Source organism: Providencia zhijiangensis (assembly GCF_030315915.2).
In the GTDB taxonomy this organism is placed as follows: Bacteria; Pseudomonadota; Gammaproteobacteria; order Enterobacterales; family Enterobacteriaceae; genus Providencia; species Providencia zhijiangensis.
Genome location: NZ_CP135990.1, coordinates 1,112,590 through 1,128,447 on the forward strand (window position 1 = coordinate 1,112,590; position 15,858 = coordinate 1,128,447).

15 protein-coding genes and 1 pseudogene are annotated in these 15,858 nt (G+C 40.7%); 6 read left to right on the forward strand and 10 right to left on the reverse strand.

Annotated elements, in window-relative coordinates; all coding sequences use genetic code 11:
- Positions 1–56: 56 nt before the first annotated feature.
- The 3 genes from QS795_RS05015 to moeA all read right to left on the reverse strand — a co-directional run bounded on the left by QS795_RS05015 (position 57) and on the right by moeA (position 2,589).
- Complete coding sequence (locus tag QS795_RS05015) at positions 57–392, reverse strand: zinc ribbon domain-containing protein YjdM (protein ID WP_006662278.1); 336 nt, start codon at positions 390–392, stop codon at positions 57–59.
- Between the two features lie 204 nt (positions 393–596).
- On the reverse strand, positions 597–1,319 hold the full coding sequence (gene moeB, locus QS795_RS05020; protein WP_318627174.1) for a molybdopterin-synthase adenylyltransferase MoeB: 723 nt from the start codon (positions 1,317–1,319) through the stop codon (positions 597–599).
- A 28-nt stretch (positions 1,320–1,347) separates the two neighbouring features.
- Positions 1,348–2,589, reverse strand: coding sequence for a molybdopterin molybdotransferase MoeA (gene moeA, locus QS795_RS05025; protein WP_286270227.1), 1,242 nt, complete (start codon positions 2,587–2,589; stop codon positions 1,348–1,350).
- Between the two features lie 426 nt (positions 2,590–3,015).
- Between moeA and folE the strand changes: the two genes are divergently transcribed.
- Both folE and yeiB read left to right on the forward strand, forming a co-directional pair.
- Complete coding sequence (folE, locus tag QS795_RS05030) at positions 3,016–3,675, forward strand: GTP cyclohydrolase I FolE (protein ID WP_036949713.1); 660 nt, start codon at positions 3,016–3,018, stop codon at positions 3,673–3,675.
- A 3-nt stretch (positions 3,676–3,678) separates the two neighbouring features.
- Positions 3,679–4,860, forward strand: a complete 1,182-nt coding sequence (gene yeiB, locus QS795_RS05035) for a DUF418 domain-containing protein YeiB (RefSeq protein WP_286270229.1) — start codon at positions 3,679–3,681, stop codon at positions 4,858–4,860.
- Here yeiB and sanA read toward each other — a convergent pair.
- The 4 genes and pseudogenes from sanA to QS795_RS05050 all read right to left on the reverse strand — a co-directional run bounded on the left by sanA (position 4,857) and on the right by QS795_RS05050 (position 9,663).
- Entirely contained in the window at positions 4,857–5,561 is a 705-nt protein-coding gene (sanA, locus tag QS795_RS05040) for an outer membrane permeability protein SanA (protein WP_036949704.1), read from the reverse strand. The two genes, yeiB and sanA, sit on opposite strands and share 4 nt — an antisense overlap.
- Positions 5,562–5,763: 202 nt before the next feature.
- The gene (locus QS795_RS17495) at positions 5,764–6,882 is read right to left on the reverse strand and encodes a YncE family protein (protein WP_418055375.1); all 1,119 of its coding nucleotides are present in this window, start codon (positions 6,880–6,882) and stop codon (positions 5,764–5,766) included.
- Positions 6,883–6,906: 24 nt separating this feature from the next.
- Positions 6,907–7,797 (reverse strand): annotated as a pseudogene (locus QS795_RS05045) (rhomboid family intramembrane serine protease); the annotation flags it as partial.
- 168 nt (positions 7,798–7,965) lie between these two features.
- Positions 7,966–9,663, reverse strand: a complete 1,698-nt coding sequence (locus QS795_RS05050) for an NAD-dependent malic enzyme (RefSeq protein ID WP_154604360.1) — start codon at positions 9,661–9,663, stop codon at positions 7,966–7,968.
- A gap of 431 nt (positions 9,664–10,094) precedes the next feature.
- Between QS795_RS05050 and QS795_RS05055 the strand changes: the two genes are divergently transcribed.
- The 4 genes from QS795_RS05055 (at position 10,095) to QS795_RS05070 (ending at position 13,327) form a co-directional block, all read left to right on the forward strand.
- On the forward strand, positions 10,095–10,733 hold the full coding sequence (locus tag QS795_RS05055) for a hypothetical protein (protein WP_286270233.1): 639 nt from the start codon (positions 10,095–10,097) through the stop codon (positions 10,731–10,733).
- Positions 10,734–10,876: 143 nt separating this feature from the next.
- Positions 10,877–11,344 (forward strand): hypothetical protein, encoded by a 468-nt coding sequence (locus tag QS795_RS05060; RefSeq protein WP_230082505.1) that lies wholly within the window; start codon positions 10,877–10,879, stop codon positions 11,342–11,344.
- A gap of 26 nt (positions 11,345–11,370) precedes the next feature.
- Positions 11,371–12,063 (forward strand): hypothetical protein, encoded by a 693-nt coding sequence (locus QS795_RS05065; RefSeq protein WP_286270234.1) that lies wholly within the window; start codon positions 11,371–11,373, stop codon positions 12,061–12,063.
- Between the two features lie 10 nt (positions 12,064–12,073).
- Positions 12,074–13,327, forward strand: coding sequence for a serine protease (locus tag QS795_RS05070; RefSeq protein ID WP_286270235.1), 1,254 nt, complete (start codon positions 12,074–12,076; stop codon positions 13,325–13,327).
- Between the two features lie 128 nt (positions 13,328–13,455).
- Here QS795_RS05070 and cdd read toward each other — a convergent pair whose 3' ends face one another.
- The 3 genes from cdd to QS795_RS05085 all read right to left on the reverse strand — a co-directional run bounded on the left by cdd (position 13,456) and on the right by QS795_RS05085 (position 15,694).
- A complete protein-coding gene (cdd, locus tag QS795_RS05075; protein ID WP_286270237.1) occupies positions 13,456–14,352 on the reverse strand; it encodes a cytidine deaminase in 897 nt (298 codons plus the stop codon).
- 179 nt (positions 14,353–14,531) lie between these two features.
- Positions 14,532–15,227 (reverse strand): CidB/LrgB family autolysis modulator, encoded by a 696-nt coding sequence (locus QS795_RS05080; RefSeq protein ID WP_036949690.1) that lies wholly within the window; start codon positions 15,225–15,227, stop codon positions 14,532–14,534.
- Positions 15,227–15,694: a CidA/LrgA family protein gene (locus QS795_RS05085; protein WP_154604356.1), complete on the reverse strand. Its 468-nt coding sequence runs from the start codon at positions 15,692–15,694 to the stop codon at positions 15,227–15,229. Before QS795_RS05085 ends, QS795_RS05080 begins: the two co-directional genes overlap by 1 nt.
- Between the last annotated feature and the right edge of the window lie 164 nt (positions 15,695–15,858).

Genomic DNA, 15,858 nt, shown 5'->3' on the forward strand with positions numbered 1-15,858 from the left:
GATACCCGCGGGGCTATTTTTATTTAGCCGTTCAAAATGGCTGAACAGCCTCAAAATTAGTTTTTCTTCACAAACTCAGATTTCAGTTTCATTTGACCGAAGCCATCGATTTTACAATCGATATTGTGGTCGCCTTCCACTAAACGGATACCTTTAACACGGGTACCGATTTTCAGCATTGAAGAGCTACCTTTCACTTTAAGATCTTTGATTACGGTAACGGTATCGCCATCAGCTAATAAGTTGCCATTCGCATCTTTTACGATGAGCTCATCAATGTCAGCAACTGGCTCAGCATCATTCCATTCGTGCGCGCACTCAGGGCAGATGTACATATCGTTGTCAGTATAGGTGTATTCAGACTGACATTTTGGGCAAGGAGGTAATGACATATTTATATTCTCAGTGATGACTAACTTCTCAGTGACGATGAATGTAGTCATAGTTCAAATCAGTAGGGATAACGAGGTTCCCCGAAAGGGGGATAGTATAAGACCAAAGACAAGATAAATGAATTTTTAGGAATATTCCTAATTTTGTATCTTAAAAAATGGTGAGATAGAAAAATGGCGAGACTTAGCTCGCCATGGATAATCTTAAGAGCAAACCTCACAGTGGGGGTCTTTATTGAGTTTAAATTGGCGAAAATCCAGCGTCATCGCATCAAATAGCAGCACTTTTCCGACATTGACTTTGCCGTATTGCGCCAGCAATTTGATGGTTTCCATCGCTTCTAATGTGCCAATTGTCCCCACGAGTGGCGCCATCACGCCTGCCTCTACACATGTCAGGCTGTTTTCTCCAAACAGTCGGCTTAGGCAGTGATAGCAAGGCATTTCTTCTTCGTAGGTAAATACGGAAAGTTGCCCTTCCATACGAATCGCGGCACCCGAAACAAAAGGGATTTTGTGCTTAAAGCAGAGGCGATTAAGCTGCTCACGAATGGCTACATTATCCGTGCAATCTAAGATCACATGATGCTGTTGAACTAATTGCTCTAGCTCAGGATCATCCAATTGCGCATTAACCGTATCAATCTGGATATGGGGATTGATGGCCGCTAGCTGCGCTTTGGCTGAATCTACTTTAGGCTCACCGATAGTGGCATCGCGGTGCAGGGTTTGCCGCTGTAAGTTCGATAGGGAAACGGTATCAAAATCTACGAGGGTTAAATGCCCAACACCCGCGGCAGCGAGGTATTGCGTTGCGGCGCAACCAAGCCCACCAAGTCCAACGACCAAGACTTTACCAGCCTTCAGCTTTTCCTGCCCGTCAAAATCGAAGCCGCGTAAGATAATTTGGCGGTTATAACGCAGCATTTCCTGATCAGTCAGCTCTTGCACAGTTTTACTCACTTTTTAATAAGTAATTGAACATTTCCACATCAACCATTTCGCCTGCCGCGATTTTCCCACGCTCGCGTTCTAATACGATAAAGCAGTTTGCTTGGCTAAAAGAACTGAAAACATGTGAGCCTTGGTGCCCAGTAGTCGCCACTTGTAGTTGGCCTTGTTCATCGACGCTTAAAATACCTCGTTGGAAATCAAGGCGTCCCGGAGATTTTTTCAGCGGTGTAGTGACAGGTACTTTGAAGCGGACAGGGGCTTTCCATTGGCTATGACCACCGAGACGAGCAATTAATGGCTGAACTAACTGATAGAAAGTCAGTGCGGCAGAGACAGGATTACCCGGTAAGCCACAGAACCATGCTGAACTTAGCTTGCCGAATGCAAAAGGTTTACCTGGCTTGATGGCTAATTTCCAAAAGCCAATCTCTCCCAGTTCATCCAAAATTTGTTTGGTGTAATCCGCTTCACCGACAGAGACGCCGCCGCTGCTGATAACTAAATCAGCACATTGGTTAGCTTCAATAAAGGTTTGCTTGAGTTTTTCGGGTGAGTCGGGGATCACGCCGAAATCCAGCACTTCACAATTGAGTTTTTCTAACATTAATCGAACGGCAAAACGGTTGGTGTCATAAATTTGACCTTCAGCCAGAGGTTCGCCTACCGCTTGAAGTTCATCGCCGGTTGAGAACACGGCAACTTTCAAACGGCGCTGGACAGTAACATTCGCAATTCCGAGAGACGCTATCAATGGAAGCTGTGCGGTGGACAATAAGGTTCCCGCTGGAAATACCGCGCTACCTTGGGCAATATCTTCGCCAGCTTTACGAATATTGTTTCCTTGCTTGAAGTTTTCCGTAAAAATAATTCCTTGGTCAGTTTGCTCTGTTGCTTCTTGCATGACAACGGTATCAACGCCTTCTGGGATAGGCGCTCCTGTCATGATACGTACGCAACTACCTGCGGGTAATTTCCCTTCCATTGGGTTGCCGGCAAAGGACTTTCCAGCGACGGGCATCGGGGTTTTTCCATCCCAATCAGCAAAGCGAAAACCATAACCATCCATCGCGGAGTTATCGAACGGCGGGACATTTATAGGAGATATGAGGTCTTCGGCAATAATACGTTGGGCAGACTCAGTTAATGGGATGATTTCAGTGCTAGTGACCGTTGTGGTGTTTGAAAGTAATTTTTCTAATGCAAGCTCTAGTGAAATCAAACCGTTAGTATGACACTGGTCCATAAATCGTTACCCCTTAATCTTGTTATTGGCCTTCGAGGCTTAAAATAAATTGTTGGCGGTATTATGTCAGATATAGCGCATTGGGTGAATGAATAGAAATTGATTACTGATAGCTTTTGAGTGGATAGTTTGTGTCATTTGAGTCACGTATTGCGTTGTTTTAATAAACTCACTATTAAATAACACGATTTTTGCTAAAACAGGTCTATTAAAAAGGATAAAATAAATCATGTTATTAATCGCATTTAAATAATGAAATAGTTATTTAAATTGCAAGGAGTATTCTGGATCGAGTCGCGCGATAACCTGCAAATATTTCATGCTGTTGATAGATGTATTACTGGATTATCTGCACTTGCTGCTTTAGAGTACCGCGCACACCTGCATTTTTATAAAAATAGCGTTATACCATCTGTGGAGGATCCTATGTCATCTCTGAGTAAAGAGGCCGAATTAGTTCATGCTGCTTTGGAAGCCAGGGGGCTTGAAACCCCGTTACGTATCCAGCCAAAATCCGGAGAGGATCGTAAGCAACTGATTGAAGGGCATATGACCGAAATTATGAAGTTGCTGAACTTAGATTTAACCGATGATAGCTTGGCTGATACCCCGCGCCGTATCGCAAAAATGTATGTGGATGAGATTTTTTCAGGTCTTGACTACGCAAACTTCCCAAAAATCACATTAATTGAAAATAAAATGAATGTGGATGAAATGGTCACTGTGCGTGATATTACTCTGACCAGTACGTGTGAGCATCACTTTGTGACGATCGACGGTAAGGCGATTGTGGCATATATCCCTAAAGACAAAGTGATTGGTTTATCGAAAATCAACCGTATTGTGCAGTTTTTCTCACAGCGTCCACAAGTTCAAGAGCGTTTAACGCAACAAATTTTAGTGGCTTTGCAAACGTTGCTAGGCACCATGAATGTCGCGGTTTCTATTGATGCAGTTCACTACTGTGTGAAAGCCCGTGGTATACGTGATGCGACGAGCGCGACCACCACCACATCATTAGGTGGGCTGTTCAAGTCAAGTCAAAATACGCGTCAAGAATTCTTACGTGCGGTTCGCCATCTCTAATTTATGACCTCCACCGTTTCAGTTGCCCCTAAAAGCCGTATCGGGCAACTTGATACAGTACGTGGCATTGCCATCCTCGGTATTTTATTGCTGAATATCTTTGGATTTGCATTGCCACAAGCGGCCTATCTTAATCCTTATTACACCCCTGAAGTATCATCCTCTGATGCGGCGGTTTGGGTGTTTTTTAATCTTTTCTTTCAAGGGAAGTTTCTGGGTATTTTTTCCCTACTGTTTGGCGCTACATTAGGCTTACTAAGTTATCGCGCAATATTGTGGCAACGTAGCCGACTGATTATTTTAGCGATTATTGGATTGATTCATGGAATTGGTTTTTGGGATGGGGATATTCTTCTCGCCTATTCCTTGACGGGGCTGATTGCGATAATGGTGCTGCCGCACTATGCGGTTTCCACCTTGTTCAAAATTGCCATTTCTATCTATTTGATTGGTTTGGTTATTCTATTTGCCATTGGCAGTAATGTGGTGGATACCAGTTTTTGGCAGATCACCGTAGACCAAGCGTTTCTTGATGCTTGGCAACATCGCATTGGTGGAATGACAGGGATAGCATATCGCGCGGGTGAAGTGGCGATGATGGTTGAGTTGCTGGTGATCCAGTATGGCTGGCAACTGGTTGCAATGATGATCCTAGGAGCGCTGTTACTGAAAAATGGTTGGCTAAAAGGGCAGTTTACCGAGCAGCATTATCGCCGAATGGCCATTATATTCATCCTTCCCACCGTGGTGATTCAGTCAGTGGCTCTCTATGTTCAAAGCCTTTTCGGTTGGCGGTATTTTGATACCTCGATTATCGGCTATATCATTAATGAGCTAGCGGTACCGTTTCAGTCTTTGGGCTATATAGCGCTAGTGTATGGGTTTTGGGGGGCATTTAGCCGAAGTGTACTCGCGAAAGCATTGCAAAATGTTGGGCGGATGGCTCTGAGTAATTACTTACTTCAAACACTGATTTGTACCACCATTTTTTACCATTTGGGCTATTTTTATCAGTTTACCCGAGTGGAACTGTTAGCGTTCATTCCACCCATTTGGTGTGCCAATTTACTGTTTTCTTATTGCTGGTTGAGCTTCTTTAAGCAAGGGCCTGTGGAATGGTGTTGGCGACAACTGACAGACAAGCTGTTTTATCTTTTAAATCGCCATTCACCATCCGAACATTAATTGAGTTTGTTTAGCTCATCGGGGGTTACTGCAGGGTAGCCCTTTGTGCCATCAGGCATTTTTATTGGAGCAGGAATGGATTCTTGCTCCCCTAAAAATTTAGGTTCACGCTGGAGAATATAGAGATCGGCAAGTGCACCTAAACGGGCAAACACTTCACGTATCCGCACTTTAAACATACCTTCTGGCGTCGGTACCGCTAAACATTGGGCATCAATCCCTTTGTGCTTAGCAATGAATAGCGCTCGTTCACAATGAAAACGCTGGGTGATAATGGTGAAGTTATCGGTATCGAACACTTTTTTCGTACGAACCACGGAGTCTAAGGTTCTAAAACCAGCAAAGTCGAGCACAATTTTTGAAGCGGGTACGCCAGCTTTGATGAGGTCTTTACGCATGGCGATAGGCTCATTGTAATTGTGTGCGCCGTTGTCACCACTCAGAAGTAAGTACTTCACTTTGCCGCTGTGATAGGCATCCGCAGCACCTTTAATTCGATAGGTATAATAGAGGTTAGTGGCACCGGAGGCATAATATTTCGATGTGCCGAGAACCATCCCAACATCGCGGGCAGGCAGTTGCTCTACATCTTCATAGATATAGGGCGCGGTTTCCCAGCTGATCCAGCGGTCGAGTAAAATAACAGTGGCGAAAGCTATCCCTGCCAGTATTAATAGACCATAAAGCAGACGTTTCCTCATGTCCTCGCCTTGAATAATTAATGCCTATAATAATTAATGGTAACAATTAATAGGCTACTTGACTTAATTTCGTGACGCAAGTCGCGTAACGTAAAATCGTGTCAATATGGCTCATAATGTTTCGGTTGACGATATCGTCTAAGACAATATCGTATAAGGTAATGGTATCGAATTGAAAAACAATAAGATGCCGTATATTGGTTTATTCGTTTGGTGTTCCACCAAAACAGAGTAATGGGCTAATAGTATTCCTATCGACGGATTTTTGTTTATCAACCACATAAAATGATTTTGGATAAGTCACCACCCAAGCGTTCTCCGTTTCAGCGATCCCTTGAATATAGTCACCGTTTGTTGGGATCGGCAGAACATTATGGATATTCAATGTATTGAGGCTGGTGGTGACCAGCGGAACTTGGACCTCACTAGGATATTGTGGCAAATAGTAAGCTTGGGTTAATGCCGTATTGATGCCATATCGACCATACTGTATATCGCTATAATTTCCACACCAATGATATTCCGTGATAGGTGAGGTTGGTGCTGTGACATGAGCGAAAACAAAGCGAGTATCTGTCACCATCCAGATGGATTGGCTATCTGGTGTGAAATAAAACTCTCTAACAGAGTCATAATAATTCTCTACCGTAAACCACGGTTTTGCACTAAACGTAAGTGTTTGAGTATCTAACAGATAGGCAGCTTGGGTGACATTATCATACAGCGCTAAATATTTTTCATCGGGGGAAAGCGCGGCGGGCATTTGAATGCCGAAAGCGCCTTGATACTCTTGGCTATCAGGGAAGGTGAGTTTTTTCTCGACAGTATTATTGGCAAGGTTAATCACTGCGATACTGTTTTCTACGCCGCTTGTGACAAATGCGCGAGGGCTATTTTTCATCACATAAATTTGGCGTGGGAAAAAGTTGGTTTCAATATTAGCTTCCACTTTTTGCGTGTCGATATCAATCACACTGACGCTATTTGGTTGAAGTGAAGCAACATACAGTTTCTTTCCATCGGTGCTGAGCGAAGCCCCATAAGCACCCATTCCACGGCAGCGATTAGAGCTGCAACCCGTTTCATTTTTAGGTAATGGAAGCTGGATAGTAAATAGTAGTTTCCAATCACCATTAGCAGAAGAGTAAGCACTAACCAGGTTGGCTTCTTCATCCGTGATAAAGACTCGCTGGTGGGCATCATCACTGAGAATAAAGCTTGGTTCAATTAATTGAGGGGCTTGAACTTGAATACCAGCAACTTGCTCTTCAGATTGTGCTGCGGGAAGTGATGCAAGCTCCTTTTCGGCAGTTTTTTCCATCACTCGCTTAGCTTGCTCTGCTTTGGCTGAGTTAAGCTCTTTATCCAGTTCTTGGTAGATAAATTCACGCTCAGCAACAAGATCTTCATCAGTCGAAAATGATTGTTGGTGGATAACGAACGCTAAAATTCCTCCCATGATCAACACGACGAGTAAATCTAATACGTATTTTTTGGCAGGAATAAGAACGAAAGCAAACCCAATAATAGCACCTGCAAGCGCGCCACCAATATGAGCTGCATTATCCACCCCCGATTGCATCCCATTAATTAAGGTTAATGCAATCATGGCAATAATATTATAGAGCGGGCGCTTAAGGGTATCGCGAGCGTCTTTAGTGAGGTCAGGGTTATTGAGCTGTTTTAAGAGTTCAATCACTGATGCAGCGGCGAGACCCATAATCGCCCCAGAAGCGCCCAAACTGACTGTGATATAGACGGTATTATCATTTTGCAGCAGGCTACTCCATGACATCATATCAAAGCGACGCATTGCGCTATTTAAGGCTTCTTGATATTGCCAAGCTGCACTGACAAATGACCCAACAATCCCTGCAAATAGGTAGATAGCAAGGTAACGAAATTTGCCAAAAGCACGTTCACATTCAATACCAATAACCAGTAAGGCAAGGGTATTTAGCCCTAAATGTAACCATCCAGAATGTAGCACTATGCTTATAGGATAACGCCACCAATCACCGGTGAGAGAAAGTTGATAGACGCTTGCCCCGAAGAGCAACAAATTGTATTCCTGAGATTCAAGTGGGGCAGCAAAGTTAATTTGATAAAAATAGACACCAATATTAAGAATCGCAATAAACAGCGTGAGTGCTATCGCCCATAGGGAAAACTTGCGAATATTTTTTTGGGGCGCAGATTCAGGCGGCGTTGATTCAGGTATGGTTGGCTCTGACATGAGCGAGTCCTATGTAAACCGTTTATGTTTGCATCTTAAATAACTCTGGCGGCTATCTCAATCGCAAGTTATAGAAACGGGATACTTTCAGACAATGTTGAAATATAGAAAACAGAGAAAATAAAAAAAGAGCACCGAAGTGCTCTTTAATTTAGTAATTACAATTAGTTAGAATGAAGTTCGTTTATAGACACGATATTCTGGTTTCCAGAAATTGTGCTCAATCGCTTCATCTAATGCGCTATCTGATGTCATGGTCGCCACGCCTTGAACTTGCGCTTCTTTAGCCACTTGTTTTGCTATCACGCGGGAGACTTCTTGGATCTCAGATAACAGTGGTAATAGAGGACCTTCACCCTTTTGTGCCAGTGGTGAGCAGCTTGCTAATGCACGGCTTGCCGCCATCAACATGCCATCAGTCACACGTTTCGCTCCGGATGCAATCACGCCTAAACCAATACCAGGGAAGATATAGGAGTTGTTGCATTGTGCGATAGCAAAGACTTTGTCTTTATAAGCCACTGGTGGAAATGGGCTACCTGTTGCCACTAATGCCTGGCCTTCAGTCCAGTTGATAATATCTTCTGGGCGCGCTTCAACACGAGATGTCGGGTTAGATAATGGCATCACGATTGGGCGAGGGCAGTGCTTGTGCATCTCTTTAATGATCTCTTCGGTGAATAGACCCGCTTGACCAGAAACACCAATCAGTACTGTTGGCTTCGCATTGCGTACAACGTCTAACAGTGAAATAGAGTCACTGTTGACATCCCAATCTTGCAAGTTAGCGCTGTTTTGCGTCAATTTGCTTTGGAAATCCAGCAAGTTTGGCAGTTTGTCTGTCAGTAATCCGAAACGGTCAACCATGTAGATGCGTGCACGTGCTTCTTCATCGCTTAAACCTTCTGATTTCATCTGAGCAATAATTTGTTCTGCGATACCACAGCCTGCCGAACCTGCGCCTAAGAATGTGACGCGTTGATCGCTCAGTTTGCTGCCTGCTGCATGGCTAGCGGCAATTAAGCTACCCAGAGTCACGGAAGCGGTACCTTGAATATCATCGTTGAAGCAGCACAGCTCGTCGCGATAGCGATTTAATAATGGCATCGCATTCTTTTGTGCAAAGTCTTCAAATTGCAGCAGCACATTTGGCCAGCGGCGTTTTACGGCTTGGATAAATTCTTCAAGGAATTCATCGTATTCTTCGCCCGTAATACGTGGATGACGCCAACCCATGTACAGAGGGTCATTCAGGCGTTGTGGGTTGTTGGTACCCACATCAATAACAACTGGTAAAGTATACGCAGGGCTAATACCACCACAGGCGGTATACAGGGATAGTTTACCGATTGGAATACCCATACCACCGATACCTTGGTCACCTAAACCAAGAATACGTTCGCCATCTGTCACAACGATAACTTTTACGTTTTGTTTAGTGGCGTTTTGCAGCATGTCATCGATGTATTCACGGTTTGGATAAGAGATAAACAAACCACGCGCACGGCGATAGATATCAGAGAAATGTTCGCAAGCTTCACCCACAGTTGGCGTGTAAATGAGCGGCATCACTTCGGTTAAGTGTGCATCAATCAGGCGATAAAATAGGGTTTCGTTGGTGTCTTGAATATTACGCAGGTAGATATGCTTATCAATATCTGTTTTAAAATCAATTAATTGGCGATAAGCACGTTCAACTTGTTCTTCAATAGTTTCAACTTGTTCAGGCAGTAAACCATACAGGTTGAAATTAGCGCGTTCTTCTTCTGTAAAAGCGCTTCCTTTATTCAGTAAAGGAAATTCGAGTAAGATTGGACCAGCGTAAGGAATGTATAGGGGACGTTTTGTTTCGTGTTCATGTTCCATGAAATATCACTCTTCGGACGATTAGTAAGCAACAGTCAGGTTAGATCCTAAGCTAAACAAAAAATATGTACAGTAAATAATGCTACAAAACAGTTAAATTTTTTACTGAATATTATGGTTTATATGATAAGGAAATTATTCACCGAAGGGAATTTTAGGCGGGATTTGTTTTACCATTACAACGAGTGGATCACGCTTATTTAAGTTCGCCGATGCTTTTATCAGGATATCAATCTTTTCAACGCAGTATGTCATTTTTGCTATAGATTAAATTTATTTAACTATTAGGTGGGGGATTAATGCTAATGGCGTGGTTGGCCGCTAGATGCTGATCCTGCTAAATATATTTTTATATATCATATATTGCCGCATGTTTTTAATTCATTTAGTTTTAATTTTCTTTTTATAAAACTATAAGATTGGTGGCTTTTATGATAAGGAATTTCACGTTAATTATTTTTATGCTCTTTCTATGTGCTTGTCATGGTTCAAATGATGTAAATAAAAACAATATTATTGAAAATAGTAATTCCTATGGCGAATATCAAAATAAAGAGCCTTCTAGGTTTCTTATTGCATTACAATTTATGTACTTTTCTGAATTTAAGAAAAGTTCAAGTTTAATGAAAAATTATGATTACAAAAAACAGGATTATAGAAAGATTGTTTATGATTTTATTAGTTTAAATAAGAAGTGTTTTGATGACGGAATTGGTTATAAAGAAGCAAGTAAACTTTACTATTTTTCACTGGATAAGTTTAACATACCTCATGATGCATGGTTTTTTAGTCATATTTTTAATGCGTTGGATGAGAAGGATAGTGAGATAATATGGAAAGGATATCTATATGCAATAAATAAAGGCGGGAGAAATGAAGAAACAGCAGTATTAATGAAAATATGGTATTCAATGATTAGAGAAGCGACAAATTCATCATCAGAGAAACAAAAAGACAGTATAGCGTGGTTATCGATAGTGAGAAAAATGCCAGTGATGAATAGTATAGAAAACACAATTAGTGAGATATGGACTAAAGCTATTCTTACTAACATTATGGAGGGAGAATAATGGGGGTAATATGGCATCAAAATAAAAAATTATTGTTATGTTTTATTTTGTTATTTTTCTCCTTTCAATCTATAGGTTCGGAGCCTAAGAAAGATAGTGTATCTATTTTTAACATAATTATACTTGAATATATAAGAGTGACTATGGATGAATATAAACAACCATTGTCAAAAGAAAAAATGGATAAAGTCCATTATGAATCTGCATTGGCATATGCGAATTACTTAAAGTCTTGGTTTGAATTAAATAAAGGTGTAGAGGTTAGAACGGAAAGAATTAATTTTAACGAGGCTAAAATTATCAATGAAAATGGATTTAAAGCAGCGAATTTACCCTGCGATGCATGGTTTTTTGCTGATATTTATGATGTTTTTGATGAAAATGAACGAAACAAATTTTGGAGGGAAATGAACGCTAATTCCGAAAGGGAATCCGAGGAGAAAATATTTGTTGATTTGTGGTTTAAAATGAAGGCTGAGGCAGAAAGTACTTCAATTGAAAAACGTAAAAAAAGCCAGCGATGGTTAAAGAGAATGAGGAAAATTCCCCTAGTTATTGAAATTGAGAAAACCATGACGATGGTTGAAGATAGTTTTCGCTATAAAAAATAAGTTTTTGAAAAATTTGGAGGCGTAATATGCCAATAAAATTTATTTTTTCTATATTTATCTTGTTAATTTCAACTTTATCGATGGCTGATAATCGCCCCGGTTTTGTTTGTGGTAAATTTAACGATACAGTCATTGAAGTGCCTAGCAGCTATGTCTACTCCTTTGCAGAATATGAAGGTTATAGCTATTTTGACCCAAGGTTTCTAGAAAATAAAAAAGGTTGTGATGCAAATTTTCGAGTTTTGCCATTAATAATGAGCTGGCCTGAAATGAAGCCTTTTAATAAAAATGAAAATGGGAAAAATAAAAAACTTAGATTTTCTATAGAACCACTCGATGGTGATCCTAAAGGTTATCTTGAGTATAAACGATATATTTATATTGAAAGAGGAGAGGAAAAGATTAAAGGGGATGTTTCATATGATGAAAAGCTAAATCTATATTTCAATGAAGTAAAGATAAAGAAGATGAATAAGTATATTGATCCTGAAAATGACAAGTATGGTTATTATTGGCGAGTAAGTAATGATGAGATAAGTGATTTTTTTGATTGTTTATGGATACCTTTAGATGGCAGATATAGTCAATGTGATGGATATTTCCTGATTCCAAAACTAGGAATTAAAGTTGAAGTCATTATAAAAATTGAAGATTTAGTTATTTGGAATGAAATAAAGAGCGATGTTATTAACTTTATTTACAAGCATATAAAACGATAGGAGTTTGCATATGAATAATGAAGTCAATAGACAAGGAAGTGTAACATTAACGTGGACTGATACATCCAAAGCTTTAAAAATTTTAATTTTAACTAAAAGACCTGAATTAATGTATGAGTACTTTGCTAGTAAAGGTGACCGATATGCATTACTAGCAAATAGTGTTGTCAAAGGTGATTCTTTTTCAGGTAAATTTGCATTGAACTACTTAGAAGAAGTTATAATTGAAAATGGTCAAATATGCAATGAGGCTAAACTTGAAAAAATACGTTTTGATATGGCTTATGCTTATATATATGAACAAAGGAGTAGACTTAAAAATGGTGTTACAGAAATAACAGGTGATATTAATTATAAAGAAGCAATGGCATTTCATGAGCGTGTTTTTAAAAAATACAAATTACCTGCGGAAGCATGGACTTTACAACCTGTTTTTAATGTCATCTCTGATGAAAAGGATAGAGAGGTATACTGGCAAAAAGCGCTGGATGCTGTAGGTGATACGGAAAAGGAGGCTGAATTAAGTTTAAGCACGATGAATATTATGTTTGAAAGTTTATATGATGCGCCTGCAAATAAACAATTGCAAACCCATCGCTGGATGAGAAGAGTGATAGACATAGACAATGCAGTAGATACCGTGACATTAACTTTTAAAAAAACGTATGACTTTTTTGAATCGCCCTCACTAAAAATCGATCTTAATGAAGCACTAGCATTAGCATATGAAACGGGAAATCCATTAATTGATAGAGGAACTAATCGACTATCATTTTGGGATTTTCCATCTGAAAATATTGATAAATATTCAATACAGACTGATTGGGTTGGACAAACGGATTTTGAGCATAAAGATCGCCTTTCTGAATATTACCTTGAACGTCCCGCCTATATATTGCCAGAAACCGGATTATTTAATTCCCCATCTGCCAATTACAGTCCCAATGTTAATAAACACAATGCCATGATAGATGATGTTATCGGTAATATTCCATTTACTACTTATTCTAATAATCATGCACCAATTGAAATAACGGCTTCAGAACACCGAGGATACCCAGTGAGTGTATATAGACCAAATGATTTTCAAATAGGTGAGTGTCAAACGGATCGAACCGTTGATAGCTTAAGAGACCATATGTCTTCCATGGACCACTTATCAAGCTCGTTTGATAGAGATTTTAGGGTGCCTCAGGCCCCGAGTATGCCTGAATTTAACTACAGTGGTGGCTATAGCAGCTCATCATCCAGATTCTCATTTTAATTTTATTAACTTTTAATAACGTTTTAATAAAAACGGCGGTTATTGAAGTTAATAAACTCACAATAACCGCCGTCTTAATTTTGAATATTTAATTTTTTCAATTAAAAATGGTTTAAATGAAATAGTATTTAAATGGATTCATCCAAATAAACACGTTCCACTTTTTGGCAACCTAACGCGTGCAAGGTATTTTCTGTTGTACACCACTGCTGCACCGTTGCATTTTGTTTTTCTACTAATACCGCTTGTTCGATGGCGTGAATATCTTTACCCGCTAAATTCACCATAATCAGCGCCGCTTGCAATGGTGGTAAGCTCGGGTTGAACGCAGCATTTTCAGCGTAACGACCTGTAAACAGCGAGCCATCTTTTAACTGCACAGCAATACCGGAGTGAGATTCGCTGTATGGTGCGTGAGATTGGTTCGCAGCTTCAACCGCAGCAGATAACAATCTATCGCGACTTTGGTTTTGATAACCGTGGTCCACATTATCGAGTAGTAAAGTGGTGATATTCAGATCCGATGGACCGAATGAATCAGGCAAATAATCATGAAGTGTAGCTGCTTGGCGTTTTGGTAAATGCACCATGATATTACCGCCTTCACGCAGCTCATTCATAAACTGTCGGCAGTGACCGCAAGGCGTGTAGTTGACGGTAATAGAGGTTAATTGCTTTTCGCCTTTTAGCCAAGCATGGGTAATGGCACATTGTTCAGCATGGATAGTTTGACCAATCGAAACATGGTTAAATTCCATATTTGCGCCGAAATAGAGATTACCGCTGATTCCGCAAGCGATTGCGCCTACATTAAAGCGAGAAATTGGTGTAACAGCGTAAGCCGCTGCGAAAGGTAATAATGAAAAAGCGAGTTCACTGTCCGTGCATCCACTCTCAGCTTTAATTTGCTTTACTTGCTCAGCGGTTAACATGGCTGAGAAATCAGGTTTGTTCATAATAGGCTTTAGGACAGACTGTAACTTTTCTGGAAGTTCGGCCCAAGCGGCCTTGAATCTTGAATGCATGAGTAACCCTCCCTATTTAATTGTTTTCATTCTATTCAATTAATAGGGTGATTGGATGTGATCGCGATCACTTCATGAGTGCAATCAATGAAACAAATTCATTAAATGAGAGATGTATCTCAAGTTTTTACACTGAAATTTGCATAAGAGAGGTAAATAACCTCTCTTATTGATTCAGTTTAGCTAAATAAGTGAAGAATAACAGGGAAGATAAAAGGCGCAATTAACGAGGTGATCACCCCGCAGGTCATTAACGCTAATGAACTGTAAGCCCCTTCAATATAGTTAACTTCCGCACAACGCGCAGTTCCCAAAGCGTGAGAAGCGGTACCCATCGCCAAGCCTCGTGATGCATGGGTGCGAATACGCAAAACATCAAATAGGCTATGACCGAACATCGCCCCTAAAATCCCGACAAAAAGGACGCAAGCTGCACTAATTGCTGGGATGCCTCCGACTGAATCGGCAACTGCCATGGCTATCGGTGTTGTCACTGATTTAGGTAATATTGAACCTGCAATATCCGGTGTTGCTCCTAGCCACAGTGCAATAGTCGCGCCCGTAAACATCGCCACAATACTGCCAGCAAAACAGATACTAAATAGGGATTTCCATTGCGCTCTAATCTGGTGCATTTGTTCGTAAAGCGGAAAGGCGAGGGCGACGACGGCCGGCTGCAATAAATCATTGAGTATTTTACTGCCCGCAAAATAGTGCTCATAAGAGGTGTTCGTCAGGATCAGTAGCGGAATAATAATCGCGATAGTTAACAATAATGGGTTCAGAATGGGCAATTTGCACTTAATTGACAGCGCTCTTGCCAAATAGAAAACAACGATAGTTAATGGCAGTGACCACCAAATATGTTCTAACATCACTCTTTCCCCTTGGTTTTATCATTATTGATGGTTGAAGATATGGGTTCTTCAGGAGGAAGAGGAACTTCATCAGGCTTCACACCCACAATCGGGCGCTCTTTATGGATATAGTTTGAGCTGACCGCGACAACAATCATGACAATAAGCGTACTGGCAATACAAGAGACGACAATCGGGATCATCTGTTGGCTGAGTAAATCATAATAATTCATAATCCCTACACCGATGGGAACGAATAAAATCGTCATGTTTTTCAGCAGGATACTACATCCAGGTTTTGCCCAGTGAGCAGGGACTATTTGCAATGCTAGCAAGACAAACAACAGCAACATACCGACAATACTGCCGGGAATGGAAAAAGGAAGCAGTTTGGAAATCACATTTCCGATGATCAGGCAGAGGTAAAGTATTGCGAAGGCTCGCAAATATTGCCATCCGGTATTCAATACTTGTTTTAATGACATGGGACTTGTCCTATTACTCGACAGGCATTCATCATACAATTAACTTGGAAATTGTGCCAGAGATCACAAATAAAAACCCATAAAAAAACGGAGCTCACTAAAGTGGCTCCGTTTCGTACTGATATGGCCTAAGTTTGTTGCTCAATTTTTCGAGCGACAATCAA

Bases quoted from the DNA above. Each gene is read 5' to 3' on its own strand.
- QS795_RS05015 (WP_006662278.1), bottom strand. From the start codon at position 392: ATGTCATTACCTCCTTGCCCAAAATGTCAGTCTGAATACACCTATACT.
- moeB (WP_318627174.1), bottom strand. From the start codon at position 1,319: ATGCTGCGTTATAACCGCCAAATTATCTTACGCGGCTTCGATTTTGAC.
- moeA (WP_286270227.1), bottom strand. From the start codon at position 2,589: ATGGACCAGTGTCATACTAACGGTTTGATTTCACTAGAGCTTGCATTA.
- folE (WP_036949713.1), top strand. From the start codon at position 3,016: ATGTCATCTCTGAGTAAAGAGGCCGAATTAGTTCATGCTGCTTTGGAA.
- yeiB (WP_286270229.1), top strand. From the start codon at position 3,679: ATGACCTCCACCGTTTCAGTTGCCCCTAAAAGCCGTATCGGGCAACTT.
- sanA (WP_036949704.1), bottom strand. From the start codon at position 5,561: ATGAGGAAACGTCTGCTTTATGGTCTATTAATACTGGCAGGGATAGCT.
- QS795_RS17495 (WP_418055375.1), bottom strand. From the start codon at position 6,882: ATGGAAAAAACTGCCGAAAAGGAGCTTGCATCACTTCCCGCAGCACAA.
- QS795_RS05050 (WP_154604360.1), bottom strand. From the start codon at position 9,663: ATGGAACATGAACACGAAACAAAACGTCCCCTATACATTCCTTACGCT.
- QS795_RS05055 (WP_286270233.1), top strand. From the start codon at position 10,095: ATGATAAGGAATTTCACGTTAATTATTTTTATGCTCTTTCTATGTGCT.
- QS795_RS05060 (WP_230082505.1), top strand. From the start codon at position 10,877: ATGGATGAATATAAACAACCATTGTCAAAAGAAAAAATGGATAAAGTC.
- QS795_RS05065 (WP_286270234.1), top strand. From the start codon at position 11,371: ATGCCAATAAAATTTATTTTTTCTATATTTATCTTGTTAATTTCAACT.
- QS795_RS05070 (WP_286270235.1), top strand. From the start codon at position 12,074: ATGAATAATGAAGTCAATAGACAAGGAAGTGTAACATTAACGTGGACT.
- cdd (WP_286270237.1), bottom strand. From the start codon at position 14,352: ATGCATTCAAGATTCAAGGCCGCTTGGGCCGAACTTCCAGAAAAGTTA.
- QS795_RS05080 (WP_036949690.1), bottom strand. From the start codon at position 15,227: ATGTTAGAACATATTTGGTGGTCACTGCCATTAACTATCGTTGTTTTC.
- QS795_RS05085 (WP_154604356.1), bottom strand. From the start codon at position 15,694: ATGTCATTAAAACAAGTATTGAATACCGGATGGCAATATTTGCGAGCC.